The 26680-nt window shown below is 66.8% G+C and carries 38 protein-coding genes; 15 read left to right on the top strand and 23 right to left on the bottom strand.

Annotated elements, in window-relative coordinates; genetic code table 11:
- Positions 1-75 precede the first annotated feature (75 nt).
- Complete coding sequence (locus AC4ELH_RS31835; protein ID WP_498888797.1) at positions 76-408, top strand: hypothetical protein; 333 nt, start codon at positions 76-78, stop codon at positions 406-408.
- The gene (locus AC4ELH_RS31830; protein ID WP_498888795.1) at positions 405-1919 is read left to right on the top strand and encodes a sensor domain-containing protein; all 1515 of its coding nucleotides are present in this window, start codon (positions 405-407) and stop codon (positions 1917-1919) included. The genes AC4ELH_RS31835 and AC4ELH_RS31830 overlap by 4 nt, the downstream gene beginning before the upstream one ends.
- On the opposite strand, the gene AC4ELH_RS31825 is transcribed toward AC4ELH_RS31830, so the two are convergent.
- The 5 genes from AC4ELH_RS31825 to AC4ELH_RS31805 form a co-directional block, all read right to left on the bottom strand.
- Complete coding sequence (locus AC4ELH_RS31825; RefSeq protein ID WP_448448289.1) at positions 1916-2833, bottom strand: LLM class F420-dependent oxidoreductase; 918 nt, start codon at positions 2831-2833, stop codon at positions 1916-1918. The genes AC4ELH_RS31830 and AC4ELH_RS31825 overlap by 4 nt on opposite strands.
- A gap of 93 nt (positions 2834-2926) precedes the next feature.
- On the bottom strand, positions 2927-3370 hold the full coding sequence (locus AC4ELH_RS31820; protein ID WP_064884944.1) for an SRPBCC family protein: 444 nt from the start codon (positions 3368-3370) through the stop codon (positions 2927-2929).
- A gap of 65 nt (positions 3371-3435) precedes the next feature.
- The gene (locus AC4ELH_RS31815) at positions 3436-4308 is read right to left on the bottom strand and encodes a universal stress protein (RefSeq protein ID WP_064884889.1); all 873 of its coding nucleotides are present in this window, start codon (positions 4306-4308) and stop codon (positions 3436-3438) included.
- A complete protein-coding gene (locus tag AC4ELH_RS31810) occupies positions 4301-5200 on the bottom strand; it encodes a universal stress protein (RefSeq protein WP_064884887.1) in 900 nt (299 codons plus the stop codon). Before AC4ELH_RS31810 ends, AC4ELH_RS31815 begins: the two co-directional genes overlap by 8 nt.
- A 59-nt stretch (positions 5201-5259) precedes the next feature.
- On the bottom strand, positions 5260-6342 hold the full coding sequence (locus AC4ELH_RS31805; protein WP_498888792.1) for a CaiB/BaiF CoA transferase family protein: 1083 nt from the start codon (positions 6340-6342) through the stop codon (positions 5260-5262).
- A gap of 17 nt (positions 6343-6359) precedes the next feature.
- Between AC4ELH_RS31805 and AC4ELH_RS31800 the strand changes: the two genes are divergently transcribed.
- The gene (locus AC4ELH_RS31800; RefSeq protein ID WP_498888790.1) at positions 6360-8027 is read left to right on the top strand and encodes an alpha-keto acid decarboxylase family protein; all 1668 of its coding nucleotides are present in this window, start codon (positions 6360-6362) and stop codon (positions 8025-8027) included.
- A 5-nt stretch (positions 8028-8032) separates the two neighbouring features.
- Here AC4ELH_RS31800 and AC4ELH_RS31795 read toward each other — a convergent pair whose 3' ends face one another.
- Positions 8033-8473: an SRPBCC family protein gene (locus AC4ELH_RS31795; protein ID WP_064884881.1), complete on the bottom strand. Its 441-nt coding sequence runs from the start codon at positions 8471-8473 to the stop codon at positions 8033-8035.
- A gap of 33 nt (positions 8474-8506) precedes the next feature.
- On the opposite strand from AC4ELH_RS31795, the gene AC4ELH_RS31790 reads away from it, so the two are divergent.
- Entirely contained in the window at positions 8507-8854 is a 348-nt protein-coding gene (locus AC4ELH_RS31790; RefSeq protein WP_064884879.1) for a UBP-type zinc finger domain-containing protein, read from the top strand.
- On the opposite strand, the gene AC4ELH_RS31785 is transcribed toward AC4ELH_RS31790, so the two are convergent.
- Complete coding sequence (locus tag AC4ELH_RS31785; RefSeq protein WP_498888787.1) at positions 8851-10407, bottom strand: phytoene desaturase family protein; 1557 nt, start codon at positions 10405-10407, stop codon at positions 8851-8853. The two genes, AC4ELH_RS31790 and AC4ELH_RS31785, sit on opposite strands and share 4 nt — an antisense overlap.
- Before the next feature lie 76 nt (positions 10408-10483).
- Positions 10484-11089, bottom strand: a complete 606-nt coding sequence (locus tag AC4ELH_RS31780) for a TetR/AcrR family transcriptional regulator (RefSeq protein ID WP_064884875.1) — start codon at positions 11087-11089, stop codon at positions 10484-10486.
- A gap of 90 nt (positions 11090-11179) precedes the next feature.
- On the opposite strand from AC4ELH_RS31780, the gene AC4ELH_RS31775 reads away from it, so the two are divergent.
- On the top strand, positions 11180-11656 hold the full coding sequence (locus AC4ELH_RS31775; RefSeq protein WP_064884873.1) for a DUF2834 domain-containing protein: 477 nt from the start codon (positions 11180-11182) through the stop codon (positions 11654-11656).
- On the opposite strand, the gene AC4ELH_RS31770 is transcribed toward AC4ELH_RS31775, so the two are convergent.
- The 3 genes from AC4ELH_RS31770 to AC4ELH_RS31760 are packed head-to-tail and all read right to left on the bottom strand — an operon-like array spanning position 11649 to position 13104.
- Positions 11649-12248 carry a TetR/AcrR family transcriptional regulator gene (locus AC4ELH_RS31770; protein ID WP_064884871.1) on the bottom strand — a complete coding sequence of 200 codons (600 nt, stop codon included), beginning with the start codon at positions 12246-12248 and terminating at the stop codon, positions 11649-11651. The two genes, AC4ELH_RS31775 and AC4ELH_RS31770, sit on opposite strands and share 8 nt — an antisense overlap.
- A gap of 24 nt (positions 12249-12272) precedes the next feature.
- The gene (locus AC4ELH_RS31765) at positions 12273-12515 is read right to left on the bottom strand and encodes a hypothetical protein (RefSeq protein WP_064884869.1); all 243 of its coding nucleotides are present in this window, start codon (positions 12513-12515) and stop codon (positions 12273-12275) included.
- 22 nt (positions 12516-12537) lie between these two features.
- Positions 12538-13104 (bottom strand): YdcF family protein, encoded by a 567-nt coding sequence (locus tag AC4ELH_RS31760; RefSeq protein WP_064884867.1) that lies wholly within the window; start codon positions 13102-13104, stop codon positions 12538-12540.
- Between the two features lie 334 nt (positions 13105-13438).
- Between AC4ELH_RS31760 and AC4ELH_RS31755 the strand changes: the two genes are divergently transcribed.
- From AC4ELH_RS31755 to AC4ELH_RS31740, 4 genes are read left to right on the top strand one after another with little or no spacing between them, the layout of a single operon-like run.
- Positions 13439-14356: a TIGR04222 domain-containing membrane protein gene (locus AC4ELH_RS31755; protein ID WP_498888783.1), complete on the top strand. Its 918-nt coding sequence runs from the start codon at positions 13439-13441 to the stop codon at positions 14354-14356.
- On the top strand, positions 14353-15219 hold the full coding sequence (locus tag AC4ELH_RS31750) for an MbnB/TglH/ChrH family RiPP precursor modification enzyme (protein ID WP_498888781.1): 867 nt from the start codon (positions 14353-14355) through the stop codon (positions 15217-15219). The genes AC4ELH_RS31755 and AC4ELH_RS31750 overlap by 4 nt, the downstream gene beginning before the upstream one ends.
- Positions 15216-15398: an SCO6045 C-terminal-like domain-containing protein gene (locus AC4ELH_RS31745; RefSeq protein ID WP_498888779.1), complete on the top strand. Its 183-nt coding sequence runs from the start codon at positions 15216-15218 to the stop codon at positions 15396-15398. Before AC4ELH_RS31750 ends, AC4ELH_RS31745 begins: the two co-directional genes overlap by 4 nt.
- Positions 15399-15436: 38 nt before the next feature.
- Entirely contained in the window at positions 15437-16255 is an 819-nt protein-coding gene (locus AC4ELH_RS31740; RefSeq protein ID WP_064884861.1) for a L,D-transpeptidase, read from the top strand.
- A gap of 11 nt (positions 16256-16266) precedes the next feature.
- Here the strand turns inward: AC4ELH_RS31740 and AC4ELH_RS31735 are convergent, their stop codons facing one another.
- A complete protein-coding gene (locus tag AC4ELH_RS31735; RefSeq protein ID WP_498888777.1) occupies positions 16267-16722 on the bottom strand; it encodes a bacteriocin immunity protein in 456 nt (151 codons plus the stop codon).
- 138 nt (positions 16723-16860) lie between these two features.
- On the opposite strand from AC4ELH_RS31735, the gene AC4ELH_RS31730 reads away from it, so the two are divergent.
- Positions 16861-17073 (top strand): hypothetical protein, encoded by a 213-nt coding sequence (locus AC4ELH_RS31730; RefSeq protein ID WP_498888775.1) that lies wholly within the window; start codon positions 16861-16863, stop codon positions 17071-17073.
- Positions 17074-17092: 19 nt separating this feature from the next.
- Here AC4ELH_RS31730 and AC4ELH_RS31725 read toward each other — a convergent pair whose 3' ends face one another.
- A complete protein-coding gene (locus AC4ELH_RS31725; protein WP_498888773.1) occupies positions 17093-17224 on the bottom strand; it encodes a hypothetical protein in 132 nt (43 codons plus the stop codon).
- 124 nt (positions 17225-17348) lie between these two features.
- Between AC4ELH_RS31725 and AC4ELH_RS31720 the strand changes: the two genes are divergently transcribed.
- On the top strand, positions 17349-17981 hold the full coding sequence (locus tag AC4ELH_RS31720; protein ID WP_498888771.1) for a hypothetical protein: 633 nt from the start codon (positions 17349-17351) through the stop codon (positions 17979-17981).
- A 160-nt stretch (positions 17982-18141) separates the two neighbouring features.
- Here the strand turns inward: AC4ELH_RS31720 and AC4ELH_RS31715 are convergent, their stop codons facing one another.
- Positions 18142-18489: a DUF2200 domain-containing protein gene (locus tag AC4ELH_RS31715; protein ID WP_064958907.1), complete on the bottom strand. Its 348-nt coding sequence runs from the start codon at positions 18487-18489 to the stop codon at positions 18142-18144.
- A 51-nt stretch (positions 18490-18540) separates the two neighbouring features.
- On the opposite strand from AC4ELH_RS31715, the gene AC4ELH_RS31710 reads away from it, so the two are divergent.
- From AC4ELH_RS31710 to AC4ELH_RS31695, 4 genes are all read left to right on the top strand, one after another.
- Complete coding sequence (locus AC4ELH_RS31710; protein ID WP_064884853.1) at positions 18541-19032, top strand: hypothetical protein; 492 nt, start codon at positions 18541-18543, stop codon at positions 19030-19032.
- 56 nt (positions 19033-19088) lie between these two features.
- Positions 19089-19397, top strand: a complete 309-nt coding sequence (locus AC4ELH_RS31705) for a hypothetical protein (protein WP_082941761.1) — start codon at positions 19089-19091, stop codon at positions 19395-19397.
- A gap of 68 nt (positions 19398-19465) precedes the next feature.
- Positions 19466-19972, top strand: coding sequence for a hypothetical protein (locus AC4ELH_RS31700; protein ID WP_254358753.1), 507 nt, complete (start codon positions 19466-19468; stop codon positions 19970-19972).
- A gap of 202 nt (positions 19973-20174) precedes the next feature.
- Positions 20175-20525: a hypothetical protein gene (locus AC4ELH_RS31695; RefSeq protein WP_498888768.1), complete on the top strand. Its 351-nt coding sequence runs from the start codon at positions 20175-20177 to the stop codon at positions 20523-20525.
- A gap of 348 nt (positions 20526-20873) precedes the next feature.
- On the opposite strand, the gene AC4ELH_RS31690 is transcribed toward AC4ELH_RS31695, so the two are convergent.
- From AC4ELH_RS31690 to AC4ELH_RS31650, 9 genes are all read right to left on the bottom strand, one after another.
- A complete protein-coding gene (locus AC4ELH_RS31690; protein ID WP_498888766.1) occupies positions 20874-22286 on the bottom strand; it encodes a phage major capsid protein in 1413 nt (470 codons plus the stop codon).
- A 269-nt stretch (positions 22287-22555) separates the two neighbouring features.
- On the bottom strand, positions 22556-22849 hold the full coding sequence (locus tag AC4ELH_RS31685) for a hypothetical protein (protein WP_498888764.1): 294 nt from the start codon (positions 22847-22849) through the stop codon (positions 22556-22558).
- A gap of 276 nt (positions 22850-23125) precedes the next feature.
- A complete protein-coding gene (locus tag AC4ELH_RS31680) occupies positions 23126-23422 on the bottom strand; it encodes a hypothetical protein (RefSeq protein ID WP_498888762.1) in 297 nt (98 codons plus the stop codon).
- On the bottom strand, positions 23419-23592 hold the full coding sequence (locus AC4ELH_RS31675; RefSeq protein ID WP_498888760.1) for a hypothetical protein: 174 nt from the start codon (positions 23590-23592) through the stop codon (positions 23419-23421). The genes AC4ELH_RS31680 and AC4ELH_RS31675 overlap by 4 nt, the downstream gene beginning before the upstream one ends.
- Positions 23589-25052, bottom strand: coding sequence for an AAA family ATPase (locus AC4ELH_RS31670; RefSeq protein WP_498888758.1), 1464 nt, complete (start codon positions 25050-25052; stop codon positions 23589-23591). The genes AC4ELH_RS31675 and AC4ELH_RS31670 overlap by 4 nt, the downstream gene beginning before the upstream one ends.
- Entirely contained in the window at positions 25049-25774 is a 726-nt protein-coding gene (locus AC4ELH_RS31665; RefSeq protein ID WP_498888756.1) for a bifunctional DNA primase/polymerase, read from the bottom strand. Before AC4ELH_RS31665 ends, AC4ELH_RS31670 begins: the two co-directional genes overlap by 4 nt.
- Complete coding sequence (locus tag AC4ELH_RS31660) at positions 25761-25823, bottom strand: hypothetical protein (protein WP_498889511.1); 63 nt, start codon at positions 25821-25823, stop codon at positions 25761-25763. The genes AC4ELH_RS31665 and AC4ELH_RS31660 overlap by 14 nt, the downstream gene beginning before the upstream one ends.
- Positions 25824-25924: 101 nt before the next feature.
- A complete protein-coding gene (locus AC4ELH_RS31655; protein ID WP_498888754.1) occupies positions 25925-26284 on the bottom strand; it encodes a hypothetical protein in 360 nt (119 codons plus the stop codon).
- The gene (locus AC4ELH_RS31650; RefSeq protein WP_498888752.1) at positions 26281-26592 is read right to left on the bottom strand and encodes a hypothetical protein; all 312 of its coding nucleotides are present in this window, start codon (positions 26590-26592) and stop codon (positions 26281-26283) included. Before AC4ELH_RS31650 ends, AC4ELH_RS31655 begins: the two co-directional genes overlap by 4 nt.
- Positions 26593-26680: the final 88 nt, after the last annotated feature.

The raw sequence follows: 26680 nt of genomic DNA, 5'->3' as shown, positions 1-26680 counted from the left end.
GAATCGAGTAGTCCGATACTCGCGCGCAACGTTCCCAAATTTGCCACCATCGTAAAGACACTGGTGGGAGGCCTGATGAACGTCGGATCGACGGTGGGGCGCGCGATGGGGATCGCGGCGCTTGGGTTATCGGCAGTGCTGGCGGTGGCCTGTGGCGGACAACAGGACCACACAGACCCGACGACGACGCACACCCCGACGACCGGGACGGTCCCGCTGCCTACGACGACCATCACGACAACGACGACCGCGTACTCGGACCCGACGACGACCTCGGGCGTGGGGTTCACGCACCCGACGACGACCCCGCCAACGACCACGACGCTTGCCCCCACCACCACGACCACCACGACGCTTCCGACGACGACCATCACCACCACCACATCGCCGGCGACACCGCCATCGTGAGCGACGAGACAAGGTCGCTCACCCAGTCCGCCGAACGGTGGCTGAGCCTGGCCGCCCTGATCGTGGCACCGACATCGCTGATCACCGGGCTGTGCTACTTCTACGGTCTGCTGTTCATCCACGACCGACTGCACTACTTCGGCGTCGACCCGTCGACCCTGGGATACACGTCGGCCGACTACGCCGTCACCACCATCAGGGTGTTCTTCTTCGCCGCCTTTCGCGTGCTCGTCGTGATGGCCGTGCTGGTGGCTCTGACCGTGGGTGTTCGGCGTTGGGCAGCTTCAGAACGTCGAATTCCGTTACTCCGCACCATCGCATGGCTGTCAGCGGCCGCAGGTGCGGCGGGGTTGATCGTTGCCGTCGTCTGGCTGACGTCGGAGTACAGCATGATCAACTGGGTCATCAAAGGCGCTCCCCCGATCTATATGGCGGGACTGATCGTGGCGGGCATCGCGCTGCTCGTCGCCGGTTATTCGGTGCTGGCCCTCACCGGCGGCGTCGGCAGCCTGGGGCGGCTGCCGAAGATCGCCGAGCGGACGATGCTCGTGCTCGCAGTGATCACCACGGTCGCGGCCCTGTTCTGGGTCACGAAGATCTACGCATCCGATCAGGGCAAGCGCGACGGAGCCTTCGCCGCAGGCGTGCTGTGGGCCGCCGACGGTGAATACACCGCAGTGCAGCTGGACACCACCGAGGTACTGGGCATTCCGGGCTCGCTCGTCAAGAAATCGACTCTGCCCGCGGAGGGCCCGCCCGCGGCCCCGGTCTATCGCTACCAGTGCCTGCGTGTCCTGGAAGCGCACGGCGGACGTTATGTGCTGGTGCCCGCCCGGTGGTCGCGCGAGAATGGCTACGTCATCACGGTGACACCCGATGCGTCACACCGCATCACGGGTGTCGTGAACTCCACACAGGTGGCAAAAGGCGGAACCGTCGACCCGTACTGGCAGTGCCCGGAGGTGGTGCGGGTCTTCCAGCCCTCCGACCTCGAACCCATCCTGCTGAGCGCGGAGACCACCCAGACACTGTCGGGCGCGGGTCGCCTGAGCGTCACCGGCCCCGACACGATCACGCCCGACCGTGACAACACGGCCACACCCGACGAGTGTGTGCCTGAAGACTTTCTGGCGAAAACACCGATTGTGCGCGAACGTGCCTTCACCGGCGACGGCCCGTGGGTACGTGAACGCGCCATGATGTTCGACAACCCTGCCCAGGCAGAGGAGTTCATGGCCGGCGCCCTGGACCGCTGGAACGCTTGCGCAGGCATGACCGCCGCGTTGAACCGCTACGGCGAGGCGCAGCCCCGGACTCTCGGAACTCTCGGAGTACAGGAACGCATTCTGTCCATGCCTGATTCGGCGTCGTCGACCGCGAACCCGGACTGCACCCAAGCCCTGGCTGCCAAGTCCAACATCGTCGTTGCCGTCGATGTGTGTGGCACCGGAGATCCAGCACGCGCCGTGGCCATCGCCTACGACATACGCGAACGGATTCCCACCAACTAGGGCAGGGTGGCAGCCACCGCCCAGATCGCGGCGAGATCTTCCGGCTCGGTCCGGATCGGGCTGAGCGCCACGTCGGTGGCCCCGGCGTCGAGGTAGCGCTGCAACTGCGCGCGCACCTGTTCGGTCGACCCGACCGCGGCGAGTTCAGAAACGCTGGAAACCTGTTCTCGGGCAATCACTTTCTGATACGAAGGGATGGCCTCATAGAATGCTAGCCGTTCCGCAGCGGCAGCGCGGGCACTGTCGGCATCATCGCTGACCAGTACCGGAACCATCGCCACCACACGCGGTTGCGGACGGCCGACCGCGGCAGCAGCGGCCGAGATCGTCGGCACGATGAAGTCCCCCACCGTGCGCGGCCCGGCGAGGTACGGCAGTGTCCCGTCAGCCAGCTCACCGGTCACTCGCAGAGCTTTCGGCCCCATCGCGGCGACGTACACCGGGACCGGGGCACCACCGGGCACATGCACGGGCCACTCGGGGCTGGCGGTGAACTCCGTGCCGTGGAAGTCGACCGCTCCGTCGTGCAGGATCGCGTGTAGCACCTGGAGGTGCTCCCGCAACCGGCCGACCGGATCCGGCCACACCGTGCCGAATGCCCGGTGCTCGGGCGCATGCGAGCCCAGGCCGAGACCCAGCGTGAAGTTCCCGTGCGTGCCGGCCTGCGCGGTCTGCGCGGCTGACGCCACCACCAGTGGGTGACGGGGATTGAGCGGCACCACCGAGGTGCCGACGCCGAGACCGGGCACCGCGGACCCGATCAACGCGGCCAGGGTGATGGCGTCGATGTCGAACTGCTGGGCCACCCAGATCTGGCGGACCCCGGCGGCGTACGCGGTACGGGCCTGTGTGATCGCGGCATCGACGACATTGGGGGCGGACGGGTTGAGGGTGAGGACGACTCCGGTCGGCATACCAGGCACCAACCGCCACGACGGTCGGCGCTATTCCGTTGTGATCACGATGCGCCTGACTCTGGAAAGTTCCGAGTTCAGCTGGCGCGAAAATTACCGGCGCCGTGAATTATTCATGACACGCCGCTGCAACCGCTCGATGGCGACATCGAGGACGAGCGTGCGTGCGCGCTTGATGAGGAACTCCGGGATCGGCATCGCGAGGTCGACGATGACGTCGAACCGCACCCGCGTCCTGTCCACCTCAGGCGTCAGGTTGTATTCGACGTGCTGACCGCGTTGTTGCAGGTTCGGCTGGGCATCCCACACCATCCAGTGGTCGCCCCAGTGAAACTCAAGCAGCTCTTTGTCTGTGATGCCCAGCAACCGCATCGTCGCCTTGACGTGGTGGGGCCTGCCGTCGGGATAGCGGTCGAGCACCTTCACGCGACGGTGCAGCGCAGACCAGGACGGCAGCGCGTCGACATCGGCGAGCACCTCCATGATCGCCTCCGGCGAGGCATCGAAGACGGCCTCGCGTGATGCCTGTACGGCCACGTCCACAAATCTAGCGAAGTGTGCCGCCTAATGCTGCGGTTCTCCGCATTGAATACTGCCGACAATCAGTTGGCTTGCCGCGCAACGATCACCGGCGCCGTGGATGAATGCACCACCGCGGAACTGACCGAGCCGAGCAGCATCCCGGCGAACCCGCCCCGGCCACGGTTACCGACCACCACGAGTTGCGCGGTCTCGGCCTGAGCCAAGAGCTGGCGGCCCGGCTCGTCAGGCATGACGACCCGGCGGACGGCCACATCGGGATACCGCTCGCACCAGCCGGCCAGCTGCTCCGCCAAGATGCGCTCAGCTTCGGCGCTCAGGTCTTCCCACCTGATGGCGGGAAACTCGAAGTTCAGGTCGGTCCAGGTGTGCAGAACCACGAGCTCCACACCGCGGCGCGACGCCTCGTCGAAGGCGATCTCGGTAGCGAGCTCCGATGCGGGTGACCCGTCGACCCCGACCACCACGGGCGCCGTCGGCGGGCGTTCGCTGTGGGGGATCACCGCCATCGGACCGTGGGCATGGAGCGCCAGACTCGAGCTCACCGATCCGAGCAACCGGCGTCCCCATTTACTCAGGCCACGAGAACCCACGACCACCAGATCGGCCCGCCGCGAGTATTCGATCAGTGTCGCAACCGCATGCCCCGGAACAGCTTTGGTGACGACGCGAAGCGGATGCGCCCCCGCAGCCTCCACGGCGATCCGTTGGGCACCATCGAGGACCTCTTGCCCCAACTGATCCTGGTAGTCCCAATAGTCCTGGGGCAGAGCCACATCCAACCAGATCGGCGACATGGCACCCGGCAGTGCGTGCACGAGCGTGAGCTCTACTCCCCGCAACGCCGCATCCTGGGCAGCCCAGGCCACTGCGTGGTCCGATGCCGGCGACCCGTCAACCCCGACGACGATGCCGTACCGCTCGTGCTCACTCATGCGAATCTCCTTGTGCCCGACAGATCATCACTGGTACCGGGCTGTGGTGCAGCAGGTTCAGGCTCGTCGAGCCCAGCAGCACACCGGCCAGCGCGTTGCGGCCACGTGACCCGACCACCACGAGCCCGGAATCGTCGACATGCTTCAGCAGTGCCTTGCCGGGTGAGTCCGGCTCGATGAAGCACTTGGCGGTGACGGCGGGGTGGCGTTTGTCGTGGGCGTCGACGGTCTCGGTCAGGGCCGCCAGTTCGGCGGACTCCACGCCATCCCAGTCGATCAGCAGTGGGATGGTGACACCGGTCTCGGCCGGAGCGGTCAGCGACAACGACCGCACGGCCGTGAGCGGCAGTCCGAACCGCTCCGCGAACTCGAACGCTGTTTCCAGTGCAGCCTGGGCCGCGGGACTGTCGTCGACCCCGACGACGACCGGGCCGTCCCCCGGGGCGACCCGGTCGCCGCGGAAGGCGACCACCGGACATGCGGCCCGGGTCGCCACGGACAGCGCCGTCGACCCGATCAACAGGGCTGCCGCTGGGGTCACCGTCTTACCGCCGAGGACCACCAGGCGTGCCTCCCGGCTGGCCTCGATCAGTACCTGATCGGCGGGTTCGTTGAACGAGACCGTCGACACCGACAGGTCGGGGTGATCGGCGCGTACGGCCTCGTCCGCAGCCTTGAGGAACGCGTCGGCCATGTCGCGCTGATACGACATCATCGCCGCGGTCAGGGCGGCCGCGGTCTGGGTCAGATTGCGGCCGATGGACGGTAGGGCGTGCACGATGCGCAGCGGCGCGCCGAACCGGGCGGCGACGGCGCCGGCCCAGCGGGCCGCGTCGAGTGCGCCGTCGCTGCCGTTGATTCCGACTACTACTGGTGCGTCCGAGGAAGTCACACCCTCATCGTGGCTGCTTCTGAGCCCGATCGCCAGGGCACAAAGACCTCAGGTGTCGGTCAGGTCCAGCCGATGTCGGCGATGTCGGTGCTCGACTGCGGCGGACGGCCGGGCGTTGCGGGAGGGGTCCGGGAGAACCGCGGGGCGGGGGCCGCCTGGGCGACACCGTCCACGGTGACCAGTGTCGACCGCGCCTGCAGATGCTCGCCCTCGGCAGCCTCACCCCAGGTGAGCACGGGTGTCACGCACGCATCGGTACCGGCGAAGATCTTGGTCCACTCGTCGCGGGTCTTGGTGGCGAACCGCTCGGTGAAGATGGCCCGCATCTCGTCGTACCGGGCCAGTTCGAACTGTCCGGGGATCTCGGCGGAGTCCAGACCGAGACCGGCCACCAGCTGAGCGAAGAACTGCGGCTCGATCGAACCGACGGCCATGTAGCCACCATCGGACGTCTCGTAGGTGCGGTAGTACGGGGCGCCGCCGTCGAGCAGGAACGACTCGCGTTCGTCGCGCAGCGAGCCGGTGGCCCGCATGGTCCACATCATCTGCGCCAGCATGCTGACGCCATCGACCATCGCGGCGTCGATGACCTGCCCTTTGCCGGACTTCTCCCGCTCATACAGCGCGGTGACCATGCCGATCAGCACCAGCATCGAGCCGCCACCGAAATCGGCGACCAGGTTGAGCGGGGCCACCGGCGGGCGGTCGCGGTAGCCGATCGCGCTCAGCGCACCGGTCTGCGACAGGTAGTTGATGTCGTGGCCCGCCGTGGTGGCCAGCGGCCCGTCCTGACCCCAGCCGGTGATCCGGGCGAAGATCAGCCGCGGATTGACGGCCTCGCACTCGGCCGGACCGATGCCGAGACGTTCACAGGTGCCCGGACGGAAACAGTCCAGCAGCACATCGGCTTTGGCGACCAGATCCAACAGCTTGCCGGGCTCGGCCTTGACGTCAAGGTCCACGATGCGCTTGCCGCGGTGCATCAGGTCGACGTTCTCGGCAGGCATGGTCAGGCCACCGGGACGGCGCACCCGCACCACGTCGGCACCCAGGTCGGCGAGCATCATCGCGGCGTGCGGCCCGGGGCCGATGCCCCCGAGTTCGATAACTCGCACTCCGGCGAGCGGTCCCGTGTTGGTCATGCGAGGCACACTAAGGCATGAGCGAAAACGGCTACACCGTCGGCGACTACCTGCTCGACCGGCTCGCCGAACTCGGTGTGACCGAGGTTTTCGGCGTTCCCGGCGATTACCAGCTGGAGTTCCTCGACCACATCCTCGCCCACCCGACGCTCCGCTGGGTGGGTGGCGCCAACGAGCTCAACGCCGGCTATGCCGCCGACGGCTACGGCAGGCTGCGCGGCATGGCCGCGCTGGTCACCACATTCGGGGTCGGTGAGCTGTCGGCGGCGAATGCGATCGCGGGCAGTTATGCCGAACATGTGCCGGTGGTGCACATCGTCGGTGCGCCGTCCAAGGATTCCCAGGCGGCGCGTCGGATCGTGCACCACACCCTGGGCGACGGGGACTTCGATCACTTCCTACGGATCAGTCGCGAGATCACCTGCGCCCAGGCCAATCTGGTACCGGCGACCGCGACGCGCGAGATCGACCGGGTGCTATCGGAGGTACGCGAGCAGAAGCGGCCCGGCTACCTGTTGATCGCGACGGATGTGGCCCGGTTCCCCACCGAACCTCCCGTCGCACCGTTGCCCCGCTACACCGGCGGCACCAGTCCGCGGGCCCTGTCGATGTTCACCGCCACGGCCGCGGAGTTGATCGGCGATCATCCGCTGACCGTGCTCGCCGATTTCCTGGTGCACCGCCTGGACTGCGTCGACGAACTCAGCGCGCTGCTGTCGGCCGATACGGTCGGTCACGCCACCCTGATGTGGGGCAAGAGTCTGGTCGACGAGAGCTCACCCAATTATCTCGGCATCTATGCCGGTGCGGCCAGCGAAGATTCGGTGCGCGAGGCGATCGAAGACGCTCCGGTGCTGGTGACCGCGGGCGTGTTGTTCACCGACATGGTCAGCGGCTTCTTCAGCCAACGCATCGACCCGGCCCGCACCATCGACATCGGCGCCAACCAGAGCGTGGTGGCCGGGCAGGTCTACGCCCCGCTCGACATGTCGGCCGCGCTCGAGGCTGTCACGGCGATCCTCACCGAGCGCGGCATCACCTCACCCGCGCTGCCCCCGCTCCCCGTCCGAACACACACCGACCCACCCGGGCGCGATGCCGCGTTGACACAGGAAGCCTTGTGGGACCGCCTTTCTGAGGCTCTCACGCCCGGCAATGTGGTGCTCGCCGATCAGGGCACCTCGTTCTACGGCATGGCCGGACACCGGTTGGCGTCGGGTGTGACGTTCATCGGCCAACCACTGTGGGGCTCGATCGGCTACACCCTGCCCGCCGCGCTCGGGGCCGGGGTGGCCGACCGGGACCGCCGCACCGTGCTGCTCATCGGTGACGGCGCCGCCCAGCTGACCATCCAGGAGTTGGGCGCCTTCGGCCGTGAGGGCCTGACCCCGGTCGTCGTGGTGGTCAACAACGACGGCTACACCGTGGAACGCGCAATCCACGGTGTCACAGCCGAATACAACGACATCACCGGTTGGCGCTGGACGGAGCTGCCCGCCGCGCTCGGCGTCCCCGATGCGCTCACCTTCCGGGTCAGCACCTACGGCGAACTCGACGATGCGTTGACCGCCGCGGCGGCCACCCCGGACCGGATGGTGTTTCTCGAGGTGATGCTGGGCCGGATGGACATCCCGCCACTGTTGACCGAATTGGCGCAGTCCGCCTCGGACGCCAACTCGAGTTAGGCCTGCTAGCCCTTCTTGACCTTGAGCACCTGTTTGCGCAGGCCCTCGGTGGCGGTCTCCACGCCGCCCTTCATGGTCCGCTTGAGGATGAAGCCCGGCAGCGGCACCGACAGGTCGATGGAGATGTCGAACCGCACCTTGGTCTTGTCACCATCGGGAGTCAGGGTGTAGCTGGCGTCCTGGGCCTTGAGCTGGCCTGCGCGCACCAGCGTCCAGCTGACTTTGTTCTCGCTCCAGGTGTATTCGATGACCTGCTCGTCGGTCAGCCCGGCGGCCTTGACCGTCATCTTCACCTGCTTGGGCCGACCGTCGTCGTAGGACTCGAGGATCTCGGCACGCTGGTATTGCGGCGACCAGCTCGGCGTCGCCTCGACATCGGCAACGACGTCGAGGATCTCCTGGGGCGTCGCCTCGATCACTACTTCACGGGAATCGCTGGTTGCCATGCGGCGAGATTACCCGGGGCTACGCTCAACGATATGACTAATCCGGTCGATCCGACCGCTCGCCCCAGCGGACCCGGATGTGCGGAGTGCACGGCCGATGGAGGCTGGTGGGTCCATCTGCGACGCTGCGCGGCGTGCGGCCATATCGGGTGCTGCGATGATTCGCTGGCCCGTCATGCCTCGGCGCACTGGCGTGAAAGCGGGCACCCCATCATCCGCTCGTTCGAGCCGGGCGAGGACTGGTTCTGGAACTTCGAGACCAACCAGTACTACGACGGGCCCGAGCTCGCGCAGCCGCAGCATCATCCGACGGACCAGCCGGTGCCGGGCCCCAAGGGTCGGGTACCCAAGGACTGGGCCGAACAGCTGCGCAATCGCTAGCCGGCCAGCACCGCCATGGCCGCGTTGTAACCGGGGATGAAGGTGATGCCAGGGCCGCCGTGGCACCCGGCGCTGGCCAGATACAGACCATCGATCGGAATCGGCTGACCGACATACCCTTTGGGCCCGGGGCGATTGGGTCCCATCTGCTCCGGATGGATCAGGCCGTGGCAGTAGTCGCCACCCGGCGCGCCGAACATGGTGCCCATGTGGCGAGGTGTGAACGTGGTGTGCCGAATGATCCGCCGCTCGAAATCCGGTGCCAGCCGGGTGATCTTCTCGATGACCCGCCGCCCCATCTCATCCTTGAGTTCGCCGTAACCGGATGCCGACTCCTCGACCGGGAACCACAGCGCGAACGCCGAGGCGGCATGCTTGCCCGCCGGGGCCAGCGTCGGATCGTGGGCCGACGGGATCTGGAAGGCGATGGCAGGATCGACGGGCACGATCCCGCGACGGGCGTCCTGCCACTGCTGCTGCAGTTCCTCCGGGGTGCTGAAAAGGCCGATGGCAGCCTGCATTTCAGGGTCGTTGAGCATCTCGTACGGAGCGTCGAAGGTGGGGGCTCCGTCGAGGGCGAAATGCATCTGCAGATAGCTGCCACGATGGTCGATCCGGGTGAACCGCTCGCGCACCTCGGCCGGCAGCGTCTCGGGGTCGATCAGCTGGGTCACCGTGGTGTCCGGGGCGATCGCGGACACCACGACGGGCGCGGTGACCGTCGTACCGTCGGCCAGTCGCACGCCGGTGATCCGCCCGTCGTCGACCGATATCCGGTCGACGCTGCTGCGCAACCGCAGCTCACCCCCGGCGGCGATCAGCAGGGCGTGCAGATGTTCGGTCAGAGCACCGATTCCGCCGGCCAGCTTCTTCATCAGCACGGCGTTCTCGTCAGGCACCGCCAGGCCGTAGGCCAGCGCGGCCGCGCTGCCCGGCGTCTCCGGCCCGCGATAGGTGGTGTTGACCGCGAGAAATGCCAGCATGCCGCGTAGCGCCCCGTGCTTGTCCTTGTCCGGCAGGTAACGGTCCAGGACGTCGCTGACCGACCCGAACAGCAGGTCATCGATGGCTGCCCGCTCGGATTCTGTTGCCGCGCAGGCGTACATCTCATCGAGCGTGCGAGGCGGGCGACCCGCGTCGAACCGGCCCAGCGCCCGGGTGGGTGCCAGGCTCCAGCCCATCAGGCCCGCCATGCCGGCCACCGCGTCGGCGCCGTGAACCTCACCGAGGTGACCCAGCATCTTCATCGGGTCGGCGTAGTAGACCACCGGCGGGTCACCGATTCCACGCAGTGACACCGACATGACCTCCAGGTCCACGGTCGGCAAGGCGTCCAGCCCCAACTCGGCGCTGACCACGGCCGAGGTCGGGAACTGCAGCGACCCGGCGATCTCGAAGCGGTAGCCGTCGAAAAGCTCCACGGTCGAGGCCATCCCGCCGGCATACCGCTTGGCCTCCAGACACAGGGTGCGCATTCCGGCCCGCGCCAACAGAGCTGCCGCGGCCAACCCGTTGTGCCCGGCGCCGATCACGATCGCGTCGTAGTCCGCCATCGCTTGAGGCTGGCACCGATCCGGATGTTTTGTCAATAATGACAAAACATCGGACGAACCGGCACCGAGCTCTGACTCAATCCAGCCCGGAGCGCAACGCTTCCAGCGCGGTCCGGCACATCCGCGCCAGTTCGGGCAGCGATCGCTCCCCCGCCTCGTTGCCCACCATCCACAACTCCATGGCGCCGAACACCGAGGCCGCAACGCATCGGGCCGTCACCACGATCCGCAGCCGGTCATCGCCCTGCGGGACCTGGCCCCGACGGGCAACGAGCAGTTCGGCGACCGCGTCGGCGAAGTCCGATTCGACCTGGCGAATGTGGCGCACGATCCGGTCGGGGTCGAGTTCCACTGCGCGCATGCTGGCGATTTTCGTCACCGCATCGACGTCGTAGGGGAACGCCAGGATGGCCGACTGCACGGAATCGAGGACCGATTCCGACGCGGGGCGTTCGGCCAGCGCAGCGCGAAACCAGTGCAGACCGGCATCGTAGTCCGCGAACAGCAGGTCGTGTTTGGACGTGAAATGCCGGTAGAACGTGCGCAGGGAGACCCCGGCGTCCGCGGCGATCTGTTCGGCCGAGGTGTCTTCGACCCCTTGGGCGAGAAATCGCACCAACGCGGCCTGCCGCAGCGCCTCGCGCGTGCGCTCACTGCGCGCGGTCTGCGCGGGCCTGGCCATGGCAGTGAAATTACCGTATCGCCGAGCCGTACCCGGACGACTCGAAATGTCAATATTGACAAAACTTCGGATCGCGAGTGTGCTCACGCCATGGTGTCGCTCATCGTTCATGCAATTCTGGGCGTGGCCGTCGTCGCGCTCGTCATCCGGCTCAACCCTGGGATCTTCGCCCGCCCGCCCGGGCCGGCGCTGTCCCGCGTCGAACTGGCCTTCTACGTCGTCGGCCTCGCATCGATCCCGATCTGCTGGTACTTCAACATGCGGTTCGTCGCGCAGTACGCCGTACCCGGCGGCAACCCGATCTGGGGGCCCGGAAGTTGGGCCGAGTTCATCGCTCTCGGCTACACCAACCCCGCCGCCGGCTCGGCCAGCGCCGACTACACGATCGCGAATGTCATTCTGCTGCCGCTGTTTACGATCATCGACGGGCTACGACGCGGCATCCGCCATCCCTGGCTGTTCTTTGTCGCGAGCCTGTTCACCAGCTTCGCGTTCGCGTTCGCCTTCTACTTCGCCACCATCGAACGGCAGCGCCGCCACCAGCAGGCCGAAGTCACCGTCAGCTGAGCGGGGTCAACATCGCGGTGCAGGCCTGCACCGCGTCCTCGATGATCTCGCCCACCTCGCCGCCGCTCTCGACGGTCATCGCGGTGAGCTCACGCAACCCGCCGATCATCATGATCGTGCGGCGCCGAGAGATCGACACCCCGGCCGCTCGGAACGCCTCAGAGCTGGTCATCACCTGCACCATCGCGACGAAATTCTCCATCGACTCCCGTTGCAGCGTCCGCGCCGCGGTCCCCATGGTCGGCAGATCGCGAATCCAGGCCAGCATCAACTCTGGGTGGGCCTGATACGAGCCGATCCACGCCTCGACCGCCTGGCGGACCTGAGCCTGCCACGGCGCATCACGATCGACCACCCGGGCGATCTCCCGCACATGCTTGGTGTTGACCGTCGTCAACAGCGCAACGAAACACTCCTCACGGCTGGCGAAGTGCTCATAGAACGTGCGGCGCGACGTCTTGGCCCGCCGCACGATATCGGCGACCGTGGTGTTCTGATAGCCGTCCTCGACGACCGACTGAATCATGGCATCGAGCAGCCGCGACCGGAACGCGCTCTTGTCGGCCTCAACCGACGTCGTAGGACTGTTCATCTCGGGCTGCCATGGTAGTGCCGGTCAACGACGCACGGTGGGGCTATGGCCGACGCTGGACCGCGCCCCCGGGCTGGCGGACGGTGGCCGGTTCTGCCGGAAGCTCAGACAGACCCCGAGATTGCCGCCCACACACGGCACCCCGTTGACCGTCGGAACGGGACCCCCGGAACGGTTGCCGGTCGGATCCAACGCGGCCGGTTCAGCGGCGGCAGGCGGTGCGAACACCACCACCAGCGCGACGACGGCCAAGACGATCCGACCCATTCTGGCAGCGTAACCCCGCAGGTCAGCCGATCGGCGTTATCGGGCTCAGGACGTCCCGCACGAACTGCGCGATGTTCACCGACGGGTTTCCGTCCGGGAAGCTCACGGTGGCCAGCACAGTGCCGCCGGCGTCCGCGAAGTTCTGATCCGCACGGCCCTGATGAGTCGAAGAGGTCACCACGATGATCCCGGTGGCCCCGGCCTTCTTGGCCAGCGGCACCGAGAACTGCGCGTTCTGCACGGTGCTGTTGGCCTTGTCCTCGACGATGATCCGGTTGGCCGGGAAACCCAGCATGAGAAGCAGATTGCGCATCTGCGCCGCCTCGGTCTGACCGTTCTGCGGGTTGCCGCCGGTGACGATGACAGGCGACTGCGGGAACGACTGCGCGATCGCCAGCCCCGTGAGCACACGGTGATACAGGATCGCGCGCATCGACCCGTCCGGCTTCAGCCCGTAGCCCAGGATGACGATGGCTGGCTTGGTGAAGTCCTTGCCGGCCACCGGCGGGACTGCCTGGGCGACGGGCGCGCTCAGCCCGCCGAACACCACCGTCACGGCCAGGACAGTTGCCGCCAACCCTCGGCGCACAGGTTCACCCCCGAAAAAATTGCGACACGCGTGATTATCGATGCCTCTGAGGGCGATGTTACAGATAAGGTCCGTGAGGCGCAGTGTGCCTACTGTGACTTTCCAGGTGTTCCGGCACTTCCGCGCCCGAAATCACGGGCTTCGGAACACGCGCTGACGCAACGGATTTTCCTCATTCAACGGCCAATGAGCCCTCACCAACTCCTGTCCCCCGCCGTGCACGCTGGCTGGTTCAGCCGGGCCGTGCGCCACAGCGATCCGACTGAAAGTTGTGACCGGTAACGGGCACAGCCCCGGCACGGTGGTCTGAACCGAACACCAGGAGGTGACTGTGATGTCGATCCACGAAGTGCTTGATTTTTACGCGTCAGCCCCGTACGCAGATGCGAAATGGTATTTGGCCGCACTGGTCGCAGCGGCGGTCTTCGCGGTGCTCTGGCGGGCCGCCACTGCCCCGCGGCGACCGGCAACCCAGGAACCGATCAGCCCGACCGAGCTCGCACTGCTGCGATCGGACATCGCGCCGGTGGTCGCCGCCCTGGCCGGACTTCGCGCCAGTGGACGGATCACCGGCGACGGACGAGTAGACCGCGCGGTACCCGCCGGCCCGGAGGACGACCGGTTCACCGAACAGACGCTGGCGCGGGTCGCGGCCGATCCGGGGCACACCGTGCCGGGCCTGTTCACCGATTCCCATGCCGACCTGGCCGCGCTGGAAGAAAAGCTGGCCGAACGTGGTCTGCTCCGCAGCCGGTCCGAGCGGACCCGGATGCGGTGGGGCGCGGCACCGTCGTTTCTCGTGCTGGCAATCGGCATCGGCTACTGCGTGTACCTCGCGACCCATGCCGAAGACCAGCCGAGCTACGTGGTGCCGTTGATGGTGCTGATCCTGGCGACGGTCTTCTACAGCGCCGTGGTGCTGCCCCGGCTGCTCACGGTGGGACGGCTGACGCGCGCCGGCCGGCAGCGGTTGGCTGCCGAGCAGGGCCGCCTGGCCTACCTCAACCCGGCCGAGCGCCCGGCGTACGAAACGTATGGGCCGGCAGCGGTGGCCCTTTCGGTGGCATTGTTCGGCACCGGAGCACTGTGGGCGGTGGACTCCGACTACTCCAGTTCCGTGCAACTGGCCGGGGACTCCTCCGGCGGCGGCGCTGACGGTGGCGGCTGTGGCGCCTCCTGCGGCGGCGACGGCGGCGGCGGTTGTGGAAGCGGATGTGGTGGGTGCGGCGGCTGCGGAGGGTGCGGCGGATGACCACCGCGACCCGCACCGTGCCGGCACTGGGCGACGTGGGGTTGGGGTGGCGCCGCGAGATCGCCGGGCTACTAGCCGACCTCACGCCGGGCTTCTGTGAGGTGATCGCCGAGACGGTGCCGATACGGCGCCGTCGGGCCCGGCCTGATCCGATGCTCGCCGGGCTCGCGGCCGCCGGGGTTCCGGTGATCCCACACGGGGTCGCGCTGTCCCTGGGCGGTGCGGAACCGGTGCAGGCGGCCCGAATCCGTCGATTGGCGGCCTGCGCGGAGGCATTGGGATCCCCATTGGTCAGCGAGCACATCGCCTTCGTGCGGGTCGGCGGGATCGAGGCGGGGCACCTACTGCCGGTGCCCCGCACCCGCGAGGCACTGGATGCATTGGTGCACAACATCACCCGCACCTCCGCGCAGCTGCCCGTACCACTGGCGGTGGAGAACATCGCCTCCTTCGTGGAGTGGCCGGAATCGGACCTCAGCGAGTCGGAATTCCTCACCGAGCTGGTGGAACGCACCGACGTGCTACTGGTGCTCGACGTGGCGAATGTCTATGCCAATGCCCGGAATCGGGGCCTCGACCCGCAACGCGAGCTCGCCCGGCTCCCTGTCGAGCGGGTCGCCTACAGCCACGTCGCAGGTGGCCGGCAGGGTGACGACTTCTATCACGACACCCACACCGATCGGACGCCACCGGAGGTGCTGGACCTGGTCACCGCGCTGCGTGAGCGGGTGGACACCCCGTTCATGCTCGAGCGTGACGGGCGGTACCCACCCGCGGCAGAGCTGTTCGACGAACTGGACGCGATCGCCACGGCCGCAGGGGCCGCGTCGATCACCCCGAGTGCACGAAAGGTGTGGGTATGAGCGACAGCCTGGCTCGGCGGCAGGAAGCCCTCGTCCGGGCTTTGGTGGCCGACGGCCCGGTGCCACCCGGTTTCGATCCGACAGCAGTCGCCGCGGCAGGCGAGGTGTGTCGTCACAAACGCGACGCGCACTCGGGTGCCGCCCCTCGGCGGCGCCGGTGGTGGTCGGTGTGGCGCTGAAATACCGGACAGCCCGGGCAGCGTGACACGATGGTCCGATGAGTGACTGGACGAGGGGAAGACTTTTCGGTGCCTTGAGGGCGGCCGGAGCGGCTTCGATGGTGGGCTGTGCGTTGGTGTTGGGCGCCGGTGCCGCGCAGGCAGATCCGGCTCCGTTCGAGCCGCCGAGGCTCGTGCCGGCCGACGGCGCGACCGTCGGTGTGGCCCAGCCGGTCATCATCAACTTCCCAGGCCCCGTCGACGATGCCGGTGCCACCGAAAACGCCATCCACATCTCGTCGGTCCCGGAAGTGCCCGGCAAGTTCTACTGGATCACCCCCACGCAGCTGCGGTGGCGGCCGCTGAGCTTCTGGCCCGCCCACACCACGGTCACCGTGGATGCCGGCGGCACGGTGTCCAACTTCAACATCGGGGACGCGCTGGTGGCCACGGCCAACGACGCCACCCACCAACTGACCGTCACCCGCAACGGGGCCGTGGAGAAAACCATCCCGATGTCGATGGGCATGGCATCGGGCGGACACCAGACGCCGAACGGCACCTTCTACGTTCAGGAGAAGCTGCCCTCGGTGGTGATGGATTCGTCGACCTACGGTGTTCCGGTCAACTCGCCGAACGGATACAAGCTGGACGTCGATCTGGCCGTCCGGTTCGACGACAGCGGCGACTTCGTCCACAGCGCCCCATGGTCTGTGGCCGATCAAGGCAAGCGCAACGTCAGTCACGGCTGCATCAACATCAGCCCGTCGAACGCACAGTGGTTCTTCGACACCGTCCGCCCGGGCGATCCCATCATCGTTCAGAACTCGACCGGCACCTACACCCGCTACGACGGCTCCAACGACTGGCAGATCTGAGTCCGCTGGAATCAGAACACGAACGGTCGATAGGCGAGGGCCTCATCGACGATCCGCGAAGGTGACCAATCCTCTGGTACGACGTCGGTGGGCGGGTTGAAAATCAGGTCACTCGGTTGCGGATGAGGGACATGGGCCCCGAATACGGCGAGCCACCAGTCCGTCCACAGCTCTTGCCCGCTGCGCGGGGTGAGGATCTCGCGCACCATCTCGATCAGTTCCTCGCGTGACGGATCCAGTGCTGCGATCTCCTCGGCGTGTGCGGCGACGTACGCATCAACCGCCGCTTCCACCGGCGACACCGAACCGAAGGCACCGTCGAGCCACTCCGGCGTGACGACAACACCCATCGGGGCAAGACCTGCCGCGACCTCCGCCGGCGCGTGGCCCTCCTCGAGTGCTCGGTACGCCTCGGCCAACGCGGGCGCCCAACGGTCATCGATCGCTGGATTCAGTTCCGCTCGCATGTCACCCCCATAGCTCAACCTGCGCTGTCGGTGCGACCGACCCTACGACACCTGGCCTCGCCCACAGACGGTTCGACCCGTTGGCTCCCGACTAATTGGTGCGGTGCGGCTGGGTTCGGCCCCAGTAGGGTTCCAGACATGGCCGAAGATTTCGAAGCTGTCCGCCAACGACGTGTTCGCGTGGTCCGCTTCGTCCTGCTGGTCGTCGCGCCGCTCGTGATCTTTCTCGCGTTGGTGTCCTTCGGCATGGATTGGATCGTGGCGCTGGCGTTTTCGGTGATCGCGTTCGCGATCACGTTCGTCCGCTGGCGTCTCAGGGAAGGCACGTGGCCGTGGGTGCCGCAGCGGTGACACCCAGCCCGTAGCAGAGCTAGTCGAGAAGGGCTGCAACGGTTCCGACGATCACCCACTCAGAGCGCAGCATCCCCAACGCGTTCGCAGCGGGCAATCCGAAACGAACTTCGCCATGAGTTCCCAGCTCCTCGAGGAACCCGTCGGTCATGCTGGAGAAGGTACGAGGTTGGGTACGACGTTGGCCGCGGTGGCAGGACACGCAGAGGAGCGCTGCGGCACATGGATTGGGGCCCGCGGCTGCTTGGGCCACCGGGCTGTGGAAACATCCGCCCATGAGCATGCCGGGCACCGGACCGGGTGCACCCCGACCAAACCTCCGGGTGAAGTACATCGTGACCATCGTCGTAGCGGTTGCCGTGGCCGTAGCCGCAGTGGTCGCGGTCGCTATTGATGCACCCGGCCGGATGAGCCAGATGTTCGGCGGAGTTCCACGCGAGGACCTGTTCTCGTCGCAGCGCCTGGACGCGGAACTGGATGTGGTGCGCGCACAACTCGGCGACTTGCCGATGCGGCGAGTGGACGTGACCTCCAACCTGATCTCGGTCGAGGCCGTCGCCGCTGACGGTCAACTCCACCTGTACTGGATCCGCGACGGCGAGGTGGAGGACATGGACTCGATTGCCGACCTGCACGCGGGCGAACTGGCGTTCACCGCGGCGGATCTGTCGGGACAGCGGATACGGGCCGCGGTGTCCGATGTCCGCAGCCTCGGGAAGCCCGGTGACATCGAGCTGGTCTCCTACCTGACCCGCCCGCGGCATCCGCAGTCGGTGGCGGTGTGGATCCGGCACGACCCCCTGAGCTCGGTGCTGCACTTCGATCCGCAGCGCGGCAGCACCGTGGTGCGTGAGGAGTCGATCGAGACCGACGAACACACCTCGTCCTTCGGCGGCTGCTGGTGCTGAGCTACGAAGCGGGGAGCTCCTCGACGCCCCACCTCGGAGACGGTTTGCCGGCGGTCGGAAAAACGGCGGGAGCGCAACCGCTCCTCAGGCCGAGCTGATCGTCCCAAACTGGGATTACGCGATCTGGGTGCGGGAGTAGTTCACCGCCTGGGGATCCCGACTACGCCGTGCGCAGCACCTTGTTCATGGGCTTGCCGCGCGCGAGCTCGTCAACGAGCTTGTCGAGGTAGCGGATCTTTCGCATCAGCGGGTCCTCGATCTCCTGAACCTTCACCCCGCACACGACGCCGGTGATGAGCGAGGCGTTCGGGTTCAGAGAGGCGTCGGCAAAGAACTCCGAGAACGAGGTCTCGTCATCGAGATGGCCCCGCAGAGTCGTCTCGTCGAACCCGGTCAGCCAGCAGATCGCCTCATCGAGTTCGGCCTGTGTACGGCCCTTGCGCTGCATCTTCGCCAGGTAGTGCGGGTACACCGCGGCAACGGCGGTGCCAAAGATCCGGTGCTCCATGCATCGAGGCTACGGCCCGGTGGTGTCCCCGCGCCGTGCCAGACTGCTGGCGTGACCGGCAGCGTGGATCAGATCCCCAAGGCCACCACGGAGTGGACCGCTCAGCCCGGCGACGCGCGCCGGGCAACGCTTTCGATTCTGCGGCAACCCGCGCTGTGGAAACGGCTGCTGACATTCACGACGGTGGTCGCGGCGATCGCCGCCGCAGTGTGTGTCGTCAACGGCAGCGGGTGGCTCGTCGGGTCCGTCATATTCGCGGGGGCAGCTGCGGTGTACGCGGCGTTCGCAGTCTTGGTGAGTCTGGTGTGCGCCTACATCCCGAACCGGCGAGTTCTGCGTACCGGTTCGCGATGGGCCGCCGGCGGTGACGAAACCCGAATCCGTATCGACACCCCGGCGTCCACTCTGGTCATCAGCCGCAGCAACATCATCTCGGTCCGCCCGGCCGGTGCCCTGATCGTGCTGCGAGTCCGCCCCAACCAGGTTCTCGGGATCCCGACGGCGCTGTTCGCCGATCCCGCACTCGTGAGCCTCATCGACTGACGTGTCCACGTAGTTCTACTGATCCGGCCGCGGGCCGTTTGGCCAACGATGGTGCCATGAGCCGCGAACTGCGCCGCAACCCTGCACTGTCGATGATCGGCATCGTGGCGATGGTCATCGCATACGTGCTGGCGTTCACCGTGCTTTCCGACACGAACATGGCGTCGAAGTTCGAGAATGGCGTCGTGCCGCCCGGGGCCGACGTGGCAGGTGTCCGAGCCGCTGCGGTCGGGAGCATCGTCGCCGCCCTGGGTGCATGGGTGTCCGTGGTCACCGGCCGCGCGATCATCCCGATCGTGCTGGTGCTCGTGGCCTCTGCGCCGTTCGCGCTGCTCTCGCTCTTCACGTTGCAGCTTGCCTGGTGACGCGAAGGCACGGCCCGTCTCTTTGCTGCGCCACCGACTTCGGTTGTGGGGTAGATAGACTCCGCCGTGTGGGTGTTGCCAGGGTCGTCGGCCATGTGAGCTGGTGGATATTCGTCGTCGCTCGGCTGATGTCGGAGCTGGGATTGACGATGGGCGGCGGGATGCCGCGGCGCTACGCCGACTACAGCGCCGATTCCATTTTCGGCTCCGGCCTGGGCCAAGCCGACTACGGCTGGACCGCCTATGAACCGTTGACCGACCAGCCGCCGTCGGCCTTGGCCGACCCGTTCTACAGCGCGAACATCATCGTGACCGTCTCAGTGGCCGCCTTGGCCGTCACCGTGATCGCGGCGCTCGTCGAAGCCGTCCTCGGGCGGCGGTGGCTGTCAGGTGCGGGGACCGTGCTCGCTCCGATAATCGGCGCGGCGATCATCCTCACTGCGCTTTACGAACGGGCGGGGTTCCTCGGCGGAGGTCAGCTCGATCTTCCGCCGCTGCTCGTGTTCCTCCTGGTGCTCCTCGGCATCGCCACGCGAGAGGTGTGGAGCCGAGCACTGGCGCCGCGGCTGACGTGAAGACCCGGGAACTTGGTTGCCCGCCACGGGCACACCCTTGCGGACCCGTCGATAGGCGGCGGCTCTACCAATATGCGCTCATGCCGGAACGTCCCCAGAATGCAGAAAAACCCACCGTCGCCGATGGGTTCTCTCAGTGGCCAGGGCCGGGATCGAACCGGCGACCTTCCGCTTTTAGGTCGGCGATTCTCGACACGCCGCGTTGATTGCCAACTACCCTGTATCGCAACCTGATTCGAGCACTCTCGAAACTCGCTACTTTCCGTTGGTTCTCGGCGTGTCGCGGGTATATGTGACGAATAAGCGTCAGATGATCTCGGTCATGGGGATATTCGGTGAAGCGGCACTGCAAAAATGGTGGTCAGCCCGGACGGATGAACAACGCCAACAGCTCAAGCAGGCCGCCGAGAAATCTCAACCGGACGCCGCCACCGTGAAGCTGCTGGGCGACACGTCGTGCCCGATCGGTCTGATCGGCACCAAGTGGGAGACAGAGGCCGAATGGGGCTGGACATTGGCCCCTGACCTGCGCGAATTCATCGCGGCGCAGTAGCAACGGGGGGTGGGTGCCGATCGTGAACGGTGCCGGCCACCTGACCCCGCCCCAGTCAGGAGCCTCCGTCTGTACGGGTCTGGGGAATTACCGATATATCGCCAGAATCCCCAGACTCCGTACACATTGCGAGACTTGACTGGGGCGGGGTCAGGTAACGGTGCTGGTCACGACGGTGACCGGCCCCCGGGGGGGTGTGGTGTGCGGTCCGGCGCAGGGTGCCACTCTGGCCTCATCGCCGTCATGGTGGTCCTTGCCCGTAGAAAGGTTCGGAAGGCGGGTTTGACGCCGGACCGCGTCCGTGACCGGGCTGCCTGAGCGACCGAGCAGCCCAGCCACGGAGGTCTCCTACGCCGTGGTGGCGATGTTGAGCAGTCGGAAGGCCTGGGGCATCAGGACGTCCGAGCCGGTGCGCCACCACAGCAGGGCGCCGCGGCTGCCGTTGGGCCGACGGTTGGAGCCGAGCAGATGGTCGACGCGCTCGATGGTGGCGCCGATGCGGTCGACGATCAGGAACTGTGACCAGTCGCCGTAGGCCAGCAGGTAGTTACTGGCGGTGGCCGCGGGGTCGAAAGTGCCGTCCATGTTGGACTGCTCGTGCACCATGCGGCCCAGCAGTGAGGGCGGGTTGTCCTGCAGGCTGGGGAACCGCAACGCACCGTTGGTGGTCTCCAACTGCCGCAGCGTGTTGAGGATCGCCAGGTTTGCGGCCCACCGAGCATTGGCCTGGAACCGAGGCGGCAAGGCGTTCTGCACCTTGAACACGTCGCCGGCCACCAGGGTTTCGGCGGTGCCTGGGGTGACGAGTGGGACGGTGCCGGCCGAGGCGACCAGGCTGGTGATGAAGCCCTTGGGCTCACCGGTACCCGAGCCGGTGGTGTACGCGGCATCGGAGAGCTGCAGCGCCGAATCCAGCAGGACCTTCTGCAGTTCGGAGATGAACCCGAGGGCGTCCTGTTCCACCTCGAACGAGTACGGGACGAACGCGCTACCGCGGTGCACGGGCACCACCGGGTCGGCCAGTGTGGGTGTGCCGTCGGAGGATTCCTCGAATTCGTCGCGCCACTCGGCGGTGACGCCGGCCGAGGTGACACCGTGCCAGGAGTCGGTGGCGATGGTCTCCACCCGGGCGATCTGACGCAGGCTGGAGGTCGAGCCGTTGTTGCTCAGCAGGATCGCCGGGTCCAGGCTCAGCGGCACCATCGCGTCACCACCGTTACCGGAGCCGCCGATACCGAGGGCGCGCAGTTCGTCGCGCAGGGCCTCAACGCGGCGGTAGGCGTCGGCCTCTTCGGGGGTCCAGCGCAGGTGCCCGGTCGAGCCGCCGGTGTACCACTTGGCGAAGGCCCGTTCGTAGGCGTCTGAGCCGGCTGCGACGGCCCAGCGGGCAGCCCAGGTTTCCCCGTTGCCGACGAGACGTTCGACGGTCTCGGCGCCACCAGTGCCCAGGGTGCCGGCCTTGATCTTGGCGTCGACGGTGCGTAGCGCCGCGTCACGGGTGCCGCTCACCGGGGCCTGGTCCTCACCGATGCTGCCGCGTTCGGTGCGCAGCCGGCCGCCACCGGTGGCGGCCTTGGCGATCTCGGTGCGGCGGTCGATGCGATCGATGTGGTCGCGCAGTTCCTCGAACTCTTCGTGGAGTTGGTCGAACTCGGTCTCATCAGACTTGCTCATGCGGTGCTTGCCGCCGAGCTGCTCCATGCGGGTGTGCGCTTCTTCCATGCGGGTGACCGCCTGGGCGCGGGTCAGATTGATGAACATGTTGGTTGTCCTCACGTACTCGGGATGCGGTGCACCGCAAGCCCACCCAGATTGGGCTAGGGGCTGCGGCGAACCGCTCAACAGAAATGGGGGTCGCCGGGTGCTCGGCTGCGCTGTGTCGGGCGCCAAGCTGCGCGACGTGAGAATCCGGTTACGGGAGCTTGCCGGTTCGCTTGCGGGCCAACCCTGCTCGGATCGGGCCACTGCGAAGCGGTCACGCTCGCATACCGTCGTCATCGAGTCTACTGCCACCACACGACGTTTCCGGGCTATCTGTTGTCGGTCCACTCGTCGGGCACCGTGTCGGGCACGGGACTCTCGGCGATGAACTCGCGCTGTATCGGCCCGTCGCCGGTCAGCACGTCGCGGTGAACCATCGCCAACGTTCGGCCGCCCCACCGGAAGTCGAGTAGGTCGTCATCGTCGCTGGGGTGCATCCGCACGCCGTGCTGGCCGGTGGCGTGGCACCAGGCGATGCGCTCGGCACGGTCGGAGGGGTCCAGGTCGGCTACCGCTGCGGTCAGGATCTCGTGCACACGGGTCGGGATCTGGTTGTCACTCATGGTCGGCGTCCTTGCAATGTTTGCTGTGAGGGATGTCGGGTTAGCCGCTCTGCGCAGATGCGCGGTCAGGTCAGGGTCTCGTTTGTGCAGTTCAGCGGTTTGTGGTGTGGAAAAAATGTAGAGAGAGATTCGCCATAGGAAGTGGAGGGGTCGACCCTGGGCGCTACTCGATGGCGACCCGCCCCCGGGGTGACCTGCGGTTTTGTGGGTCGTTCGACCGGCTCGGATCGCGGCAGGGTTTGCTGGGCACGGCACTGTGTTTGCTGGCCGTGGTGGTCATGCCGGTTCCTTGCGTGGTCGACCCGCTTGTCTGGGCTTGCGGATCTGGCCGGCGACCACACCGGGCGGTCGCTTGGAGCTGGGCAGCGTGTCGAGCCACTGTTGGCAGGATGCGAGTGCGGTACAGCCTCGGCAGAGTCCGAGGGCCTGGGTGTGCCGTTGGTCGGCGGTCTCGGGATCCTCGTACTTGCCGGCCTCGTCGAACAGATGCGCCTTACCGCGGCAGCGGGCACCGGGCAGGGCCGGCGCGGCACCGATGGCGCCGAGTAGGGCGGTGAGGTGGTCGGCGCTCATGAGGGCCACGCGTCTTCGAACGGCTTTCCCGTGGCGATGTAGTCCGCGAACTGCTCTGCGATGCGCACCACGTCGTCGGGTGTGCTTGTCTCGCACGGTGCGCAGAATGCGGCGGCTGCGCTGACCGCTGCGGCTCGCACCTGTCGGTTGCTCATCGGTTCGGCGGTCACGCGGTCTCCTTGGGATTTTGCTGGGGCGACAGTCCGTTGGGCGCTGGACGCCAATAGTTCGGCGCGAGGTCCTCGTCTCGCTTGGTGCTTCCTCCGTCGTGGACGACGTGCAGGGTGGGCGGTGGAGCGGGGTGGGCGGGTGCTGCCGCGGGCTCTGGCGCCCCATCACATTCGTCGCAGAGCGGGCTGGTGGCCGCTGCGGGCAGGGCGACGTAGCAGCGCTTACAGATGGTTGGTCGGGGTGTCGTCACGGGCTCCTCGATGAGGTCGGTCGGTTGGTCAGCAAGACCAAGGGTGCAGTCATTTGCACGCTTGCTCCCTTGGTCGATTTCACCGTTATGCACCCCGTCTGACGTGCAAGGGAGCAAGGGAGCAAGGTTTTGTGAGTCCTGGGTGCTCCCTTGGTCATCTGCACCCTTGGTCGGCAGTCGCCAAAGCCATGGACCATCCCCGGTTTCGCGGTACGCTTCGACCTTCATCCGGCCCTTGGCGCGCTTGGCTTTGTCCTTGGAGAACCCGGCCGCGTCGGCCGCCTCATAGACCGTGTTCGACTCGACCGGGCCGTCGGCCAGCAGCTTGCCGAGCCAGTCGTCTACGTCCCGTCTGGAGTTCTTGGCGTCGGGGTCGTCGTCGCGCGGGGTGGACAGCAGACTGTGTGCGTCGAGGTTGCTGACACCTTCCCATTCGACTCGCGCGACACCATGATCGGGGCTGTCAACGAGGCGGTAGGCCAACGATGCCGGCGTCACGCCTAGGTTGCTCTTGACCGATGCCAGAACCCGGCGGCTCGGGTCGTCAGGGTCGGCGGCGACCAGGAGGCCGGACCGGGCAGCGCCGACGATGCCGATGCTGCCACCGCCGCGGTATAGCGGATCTCCACCCTTGGCCTTGTTCAGGTGCCGCAGCAGCAGCACCGTGCAGTCGTTGGCATCAGCGGCAGCCGCGAGGGCCGACAGCACTCGTCGGATGTCCTGGTCCTTATGCGAGTCAGTTCCGGCGGGCATGAAAGCCATGAGCACATCGACGATCAACCCACGTGCCCCGGTGGTCGCCATCGCATCACCGAGGTCGGTCACGTTGGCCAGCGTGAGCGGTCGCAGATACCGCTGGCCGCTCTCCGGGTCGAAGTAAGACTTCCCTTCGATCGCGTGCACCCGGCTCACGTCCGCCCCAGCAGCATCAAGCCGGGGCCGGACGGTATCGGCTAGACCATCCTCGGCTGACAGCAGCAACACGCCACCGGGGTGCTCGCAGCGGGTGCCGTCCGGCCACGTTCCACCGGTGGTGATGGTGGCCGCGATATCCAGTGCTGCCGTGGACTTCCCTAAGCCGGGATCGCCGTCGAGCGTGACGATCTTGCCCTTGGGCAACCAGCCTCTCCAAAGCCATTCGAGGCGTTCAGGTTTCACATCAGAGAGCCGCGTCAGGGTGAGTTGCGGCCGATCTTCGTCGTCGGTCAAGATGCCGCCTTTCGTTGAGCGGACTGGATGGTCTGCTGGATTTCGTGGGCGCCGAGGCCGATACCGTGGGCGGCTACTGCGAGCGCGCTGTAGACACTGGCCGGCGCGGAATCCGCTGCGGCACGCGCTGCGGCCCAGAACAACGTGCCGTTGCGGTTGCCCTCCTGTGCCTCAGTGACGCTGCGCACCAGGCCGTCCCAGCGGTCACCTGATGTGTGTGCGGGTGCGCTCAGGGCGGTGAGCGTGGGTTGTGCGATCAGTGCCCAGATGTGTTCGGGGCAATCTGCGATGGGGGCGTCACGGTGCAAGCGGTAGGGCTTCTGAGTGACCGGGTGGATGCTGCCCGGTGCCACCAGGTACCCGGCGCCGCCGGCCTTCACGTCGATACCGGGAACGCCTTGGACCTTGCCCCGCACCGGGCCGGACACCCGGTAGTACACGTGCCATCCACCTGCGCCGGTCTGCACGCACAACGTCACATGTTCGGGCCGCAGCTTGAGTGCCTTGATGCTGCCGCCGTGACGCGGGTCGACGTCGAGGGCGATCACGCCGAGTTGCGTGACTCCCCAGTTGCAGTCGGGCCAGCGTCGTCGCCAACCCGCGATCACGCCTGCATCGCGGGTGAAGTCCTGCACGCCGTGCTTGGTCAACGGCACCTTGCCGTCGAGGGGGCCGACCGAAAAGCCGTGTCCGAGCATCACGTCGAGCTCAGCCACGGTCACCTCTACACTTCGGCCCCACGCCGAGGCCGATGCTTCGAAGGTCGGTCATCCAGTGCCCGCATACGCTGCAGCGCACCGCAATCCGAATCTCGCTGGCTTCGTATGGGATACCCGCCACGGTCGGGCCGGCCTCCGCGTCCTTCTGTTTGATCACCGGGTCAGGCCTTGTTCAATGTCGGCGGCCCTGATCAATGCGGCGGCCAGAGATCGTGCGGCGTCTGATGTCAGGCGCATGGTCTGCTCGGTCCAGTCGTCACCGACGCGCTGTTCGACGGTCAACTCGACGCCTTCGAAACGGTGGTCGTCGGTAGCCCGTTGTCTCGATGCGAGGGCCTCGGGGTGTGCGGAGCTGGTGGCGTACACCCAGACCTTCGGGTGGTCGCCGCTCTCGGTCGGGTTCAGTTTGACGCCGTGAATCTGCTTGAGGCAGTACGGGATGTTGTCGTCATGGGGATCATTGGTCGGCCGGTGGTCGCACCAGACGCTGTGGAGGTTCGCGTGCTCACTCATCGGGTCACCTCCGCGGCATCGGCTTCGAGCGCGGCAGAAGCCCGTTCGATCACTTCAGCGGCCCGCTTCAAATGGCAGAGCCCGATGACCAGATCTGCGCACGTGAACAACGGAGAGTCCGCGGGCAGGCTCCGCAACTCCTCGTTGAGGTCGTGGCGGAGCAGCGCGATTCGGTTCACCGCGACGTCAAGACGCTGGGATGTGGTGGCTGGCGGGATGTATGTCGCGCAGAAGCCGCACACGTCCCGGCCGGCCGACGTGGCGATGGTGCAGTGACGGCACTGCGGTGATGCGTCTATCGTGGTCATTGAATTCAGTCCTCTCGTAGTGGGGTGGGTTGGGATTCGTTCAGAACGCCCCTGGTTGCCGCCGGGGGCGTTCTCATGTCCTCGGTGT

Source organism: Mycobacterium shunyiense, from assembly GCF_058270075.1.
This window is presented reverse-complemented; position numbering and strand designations above follow the sequence as displayed.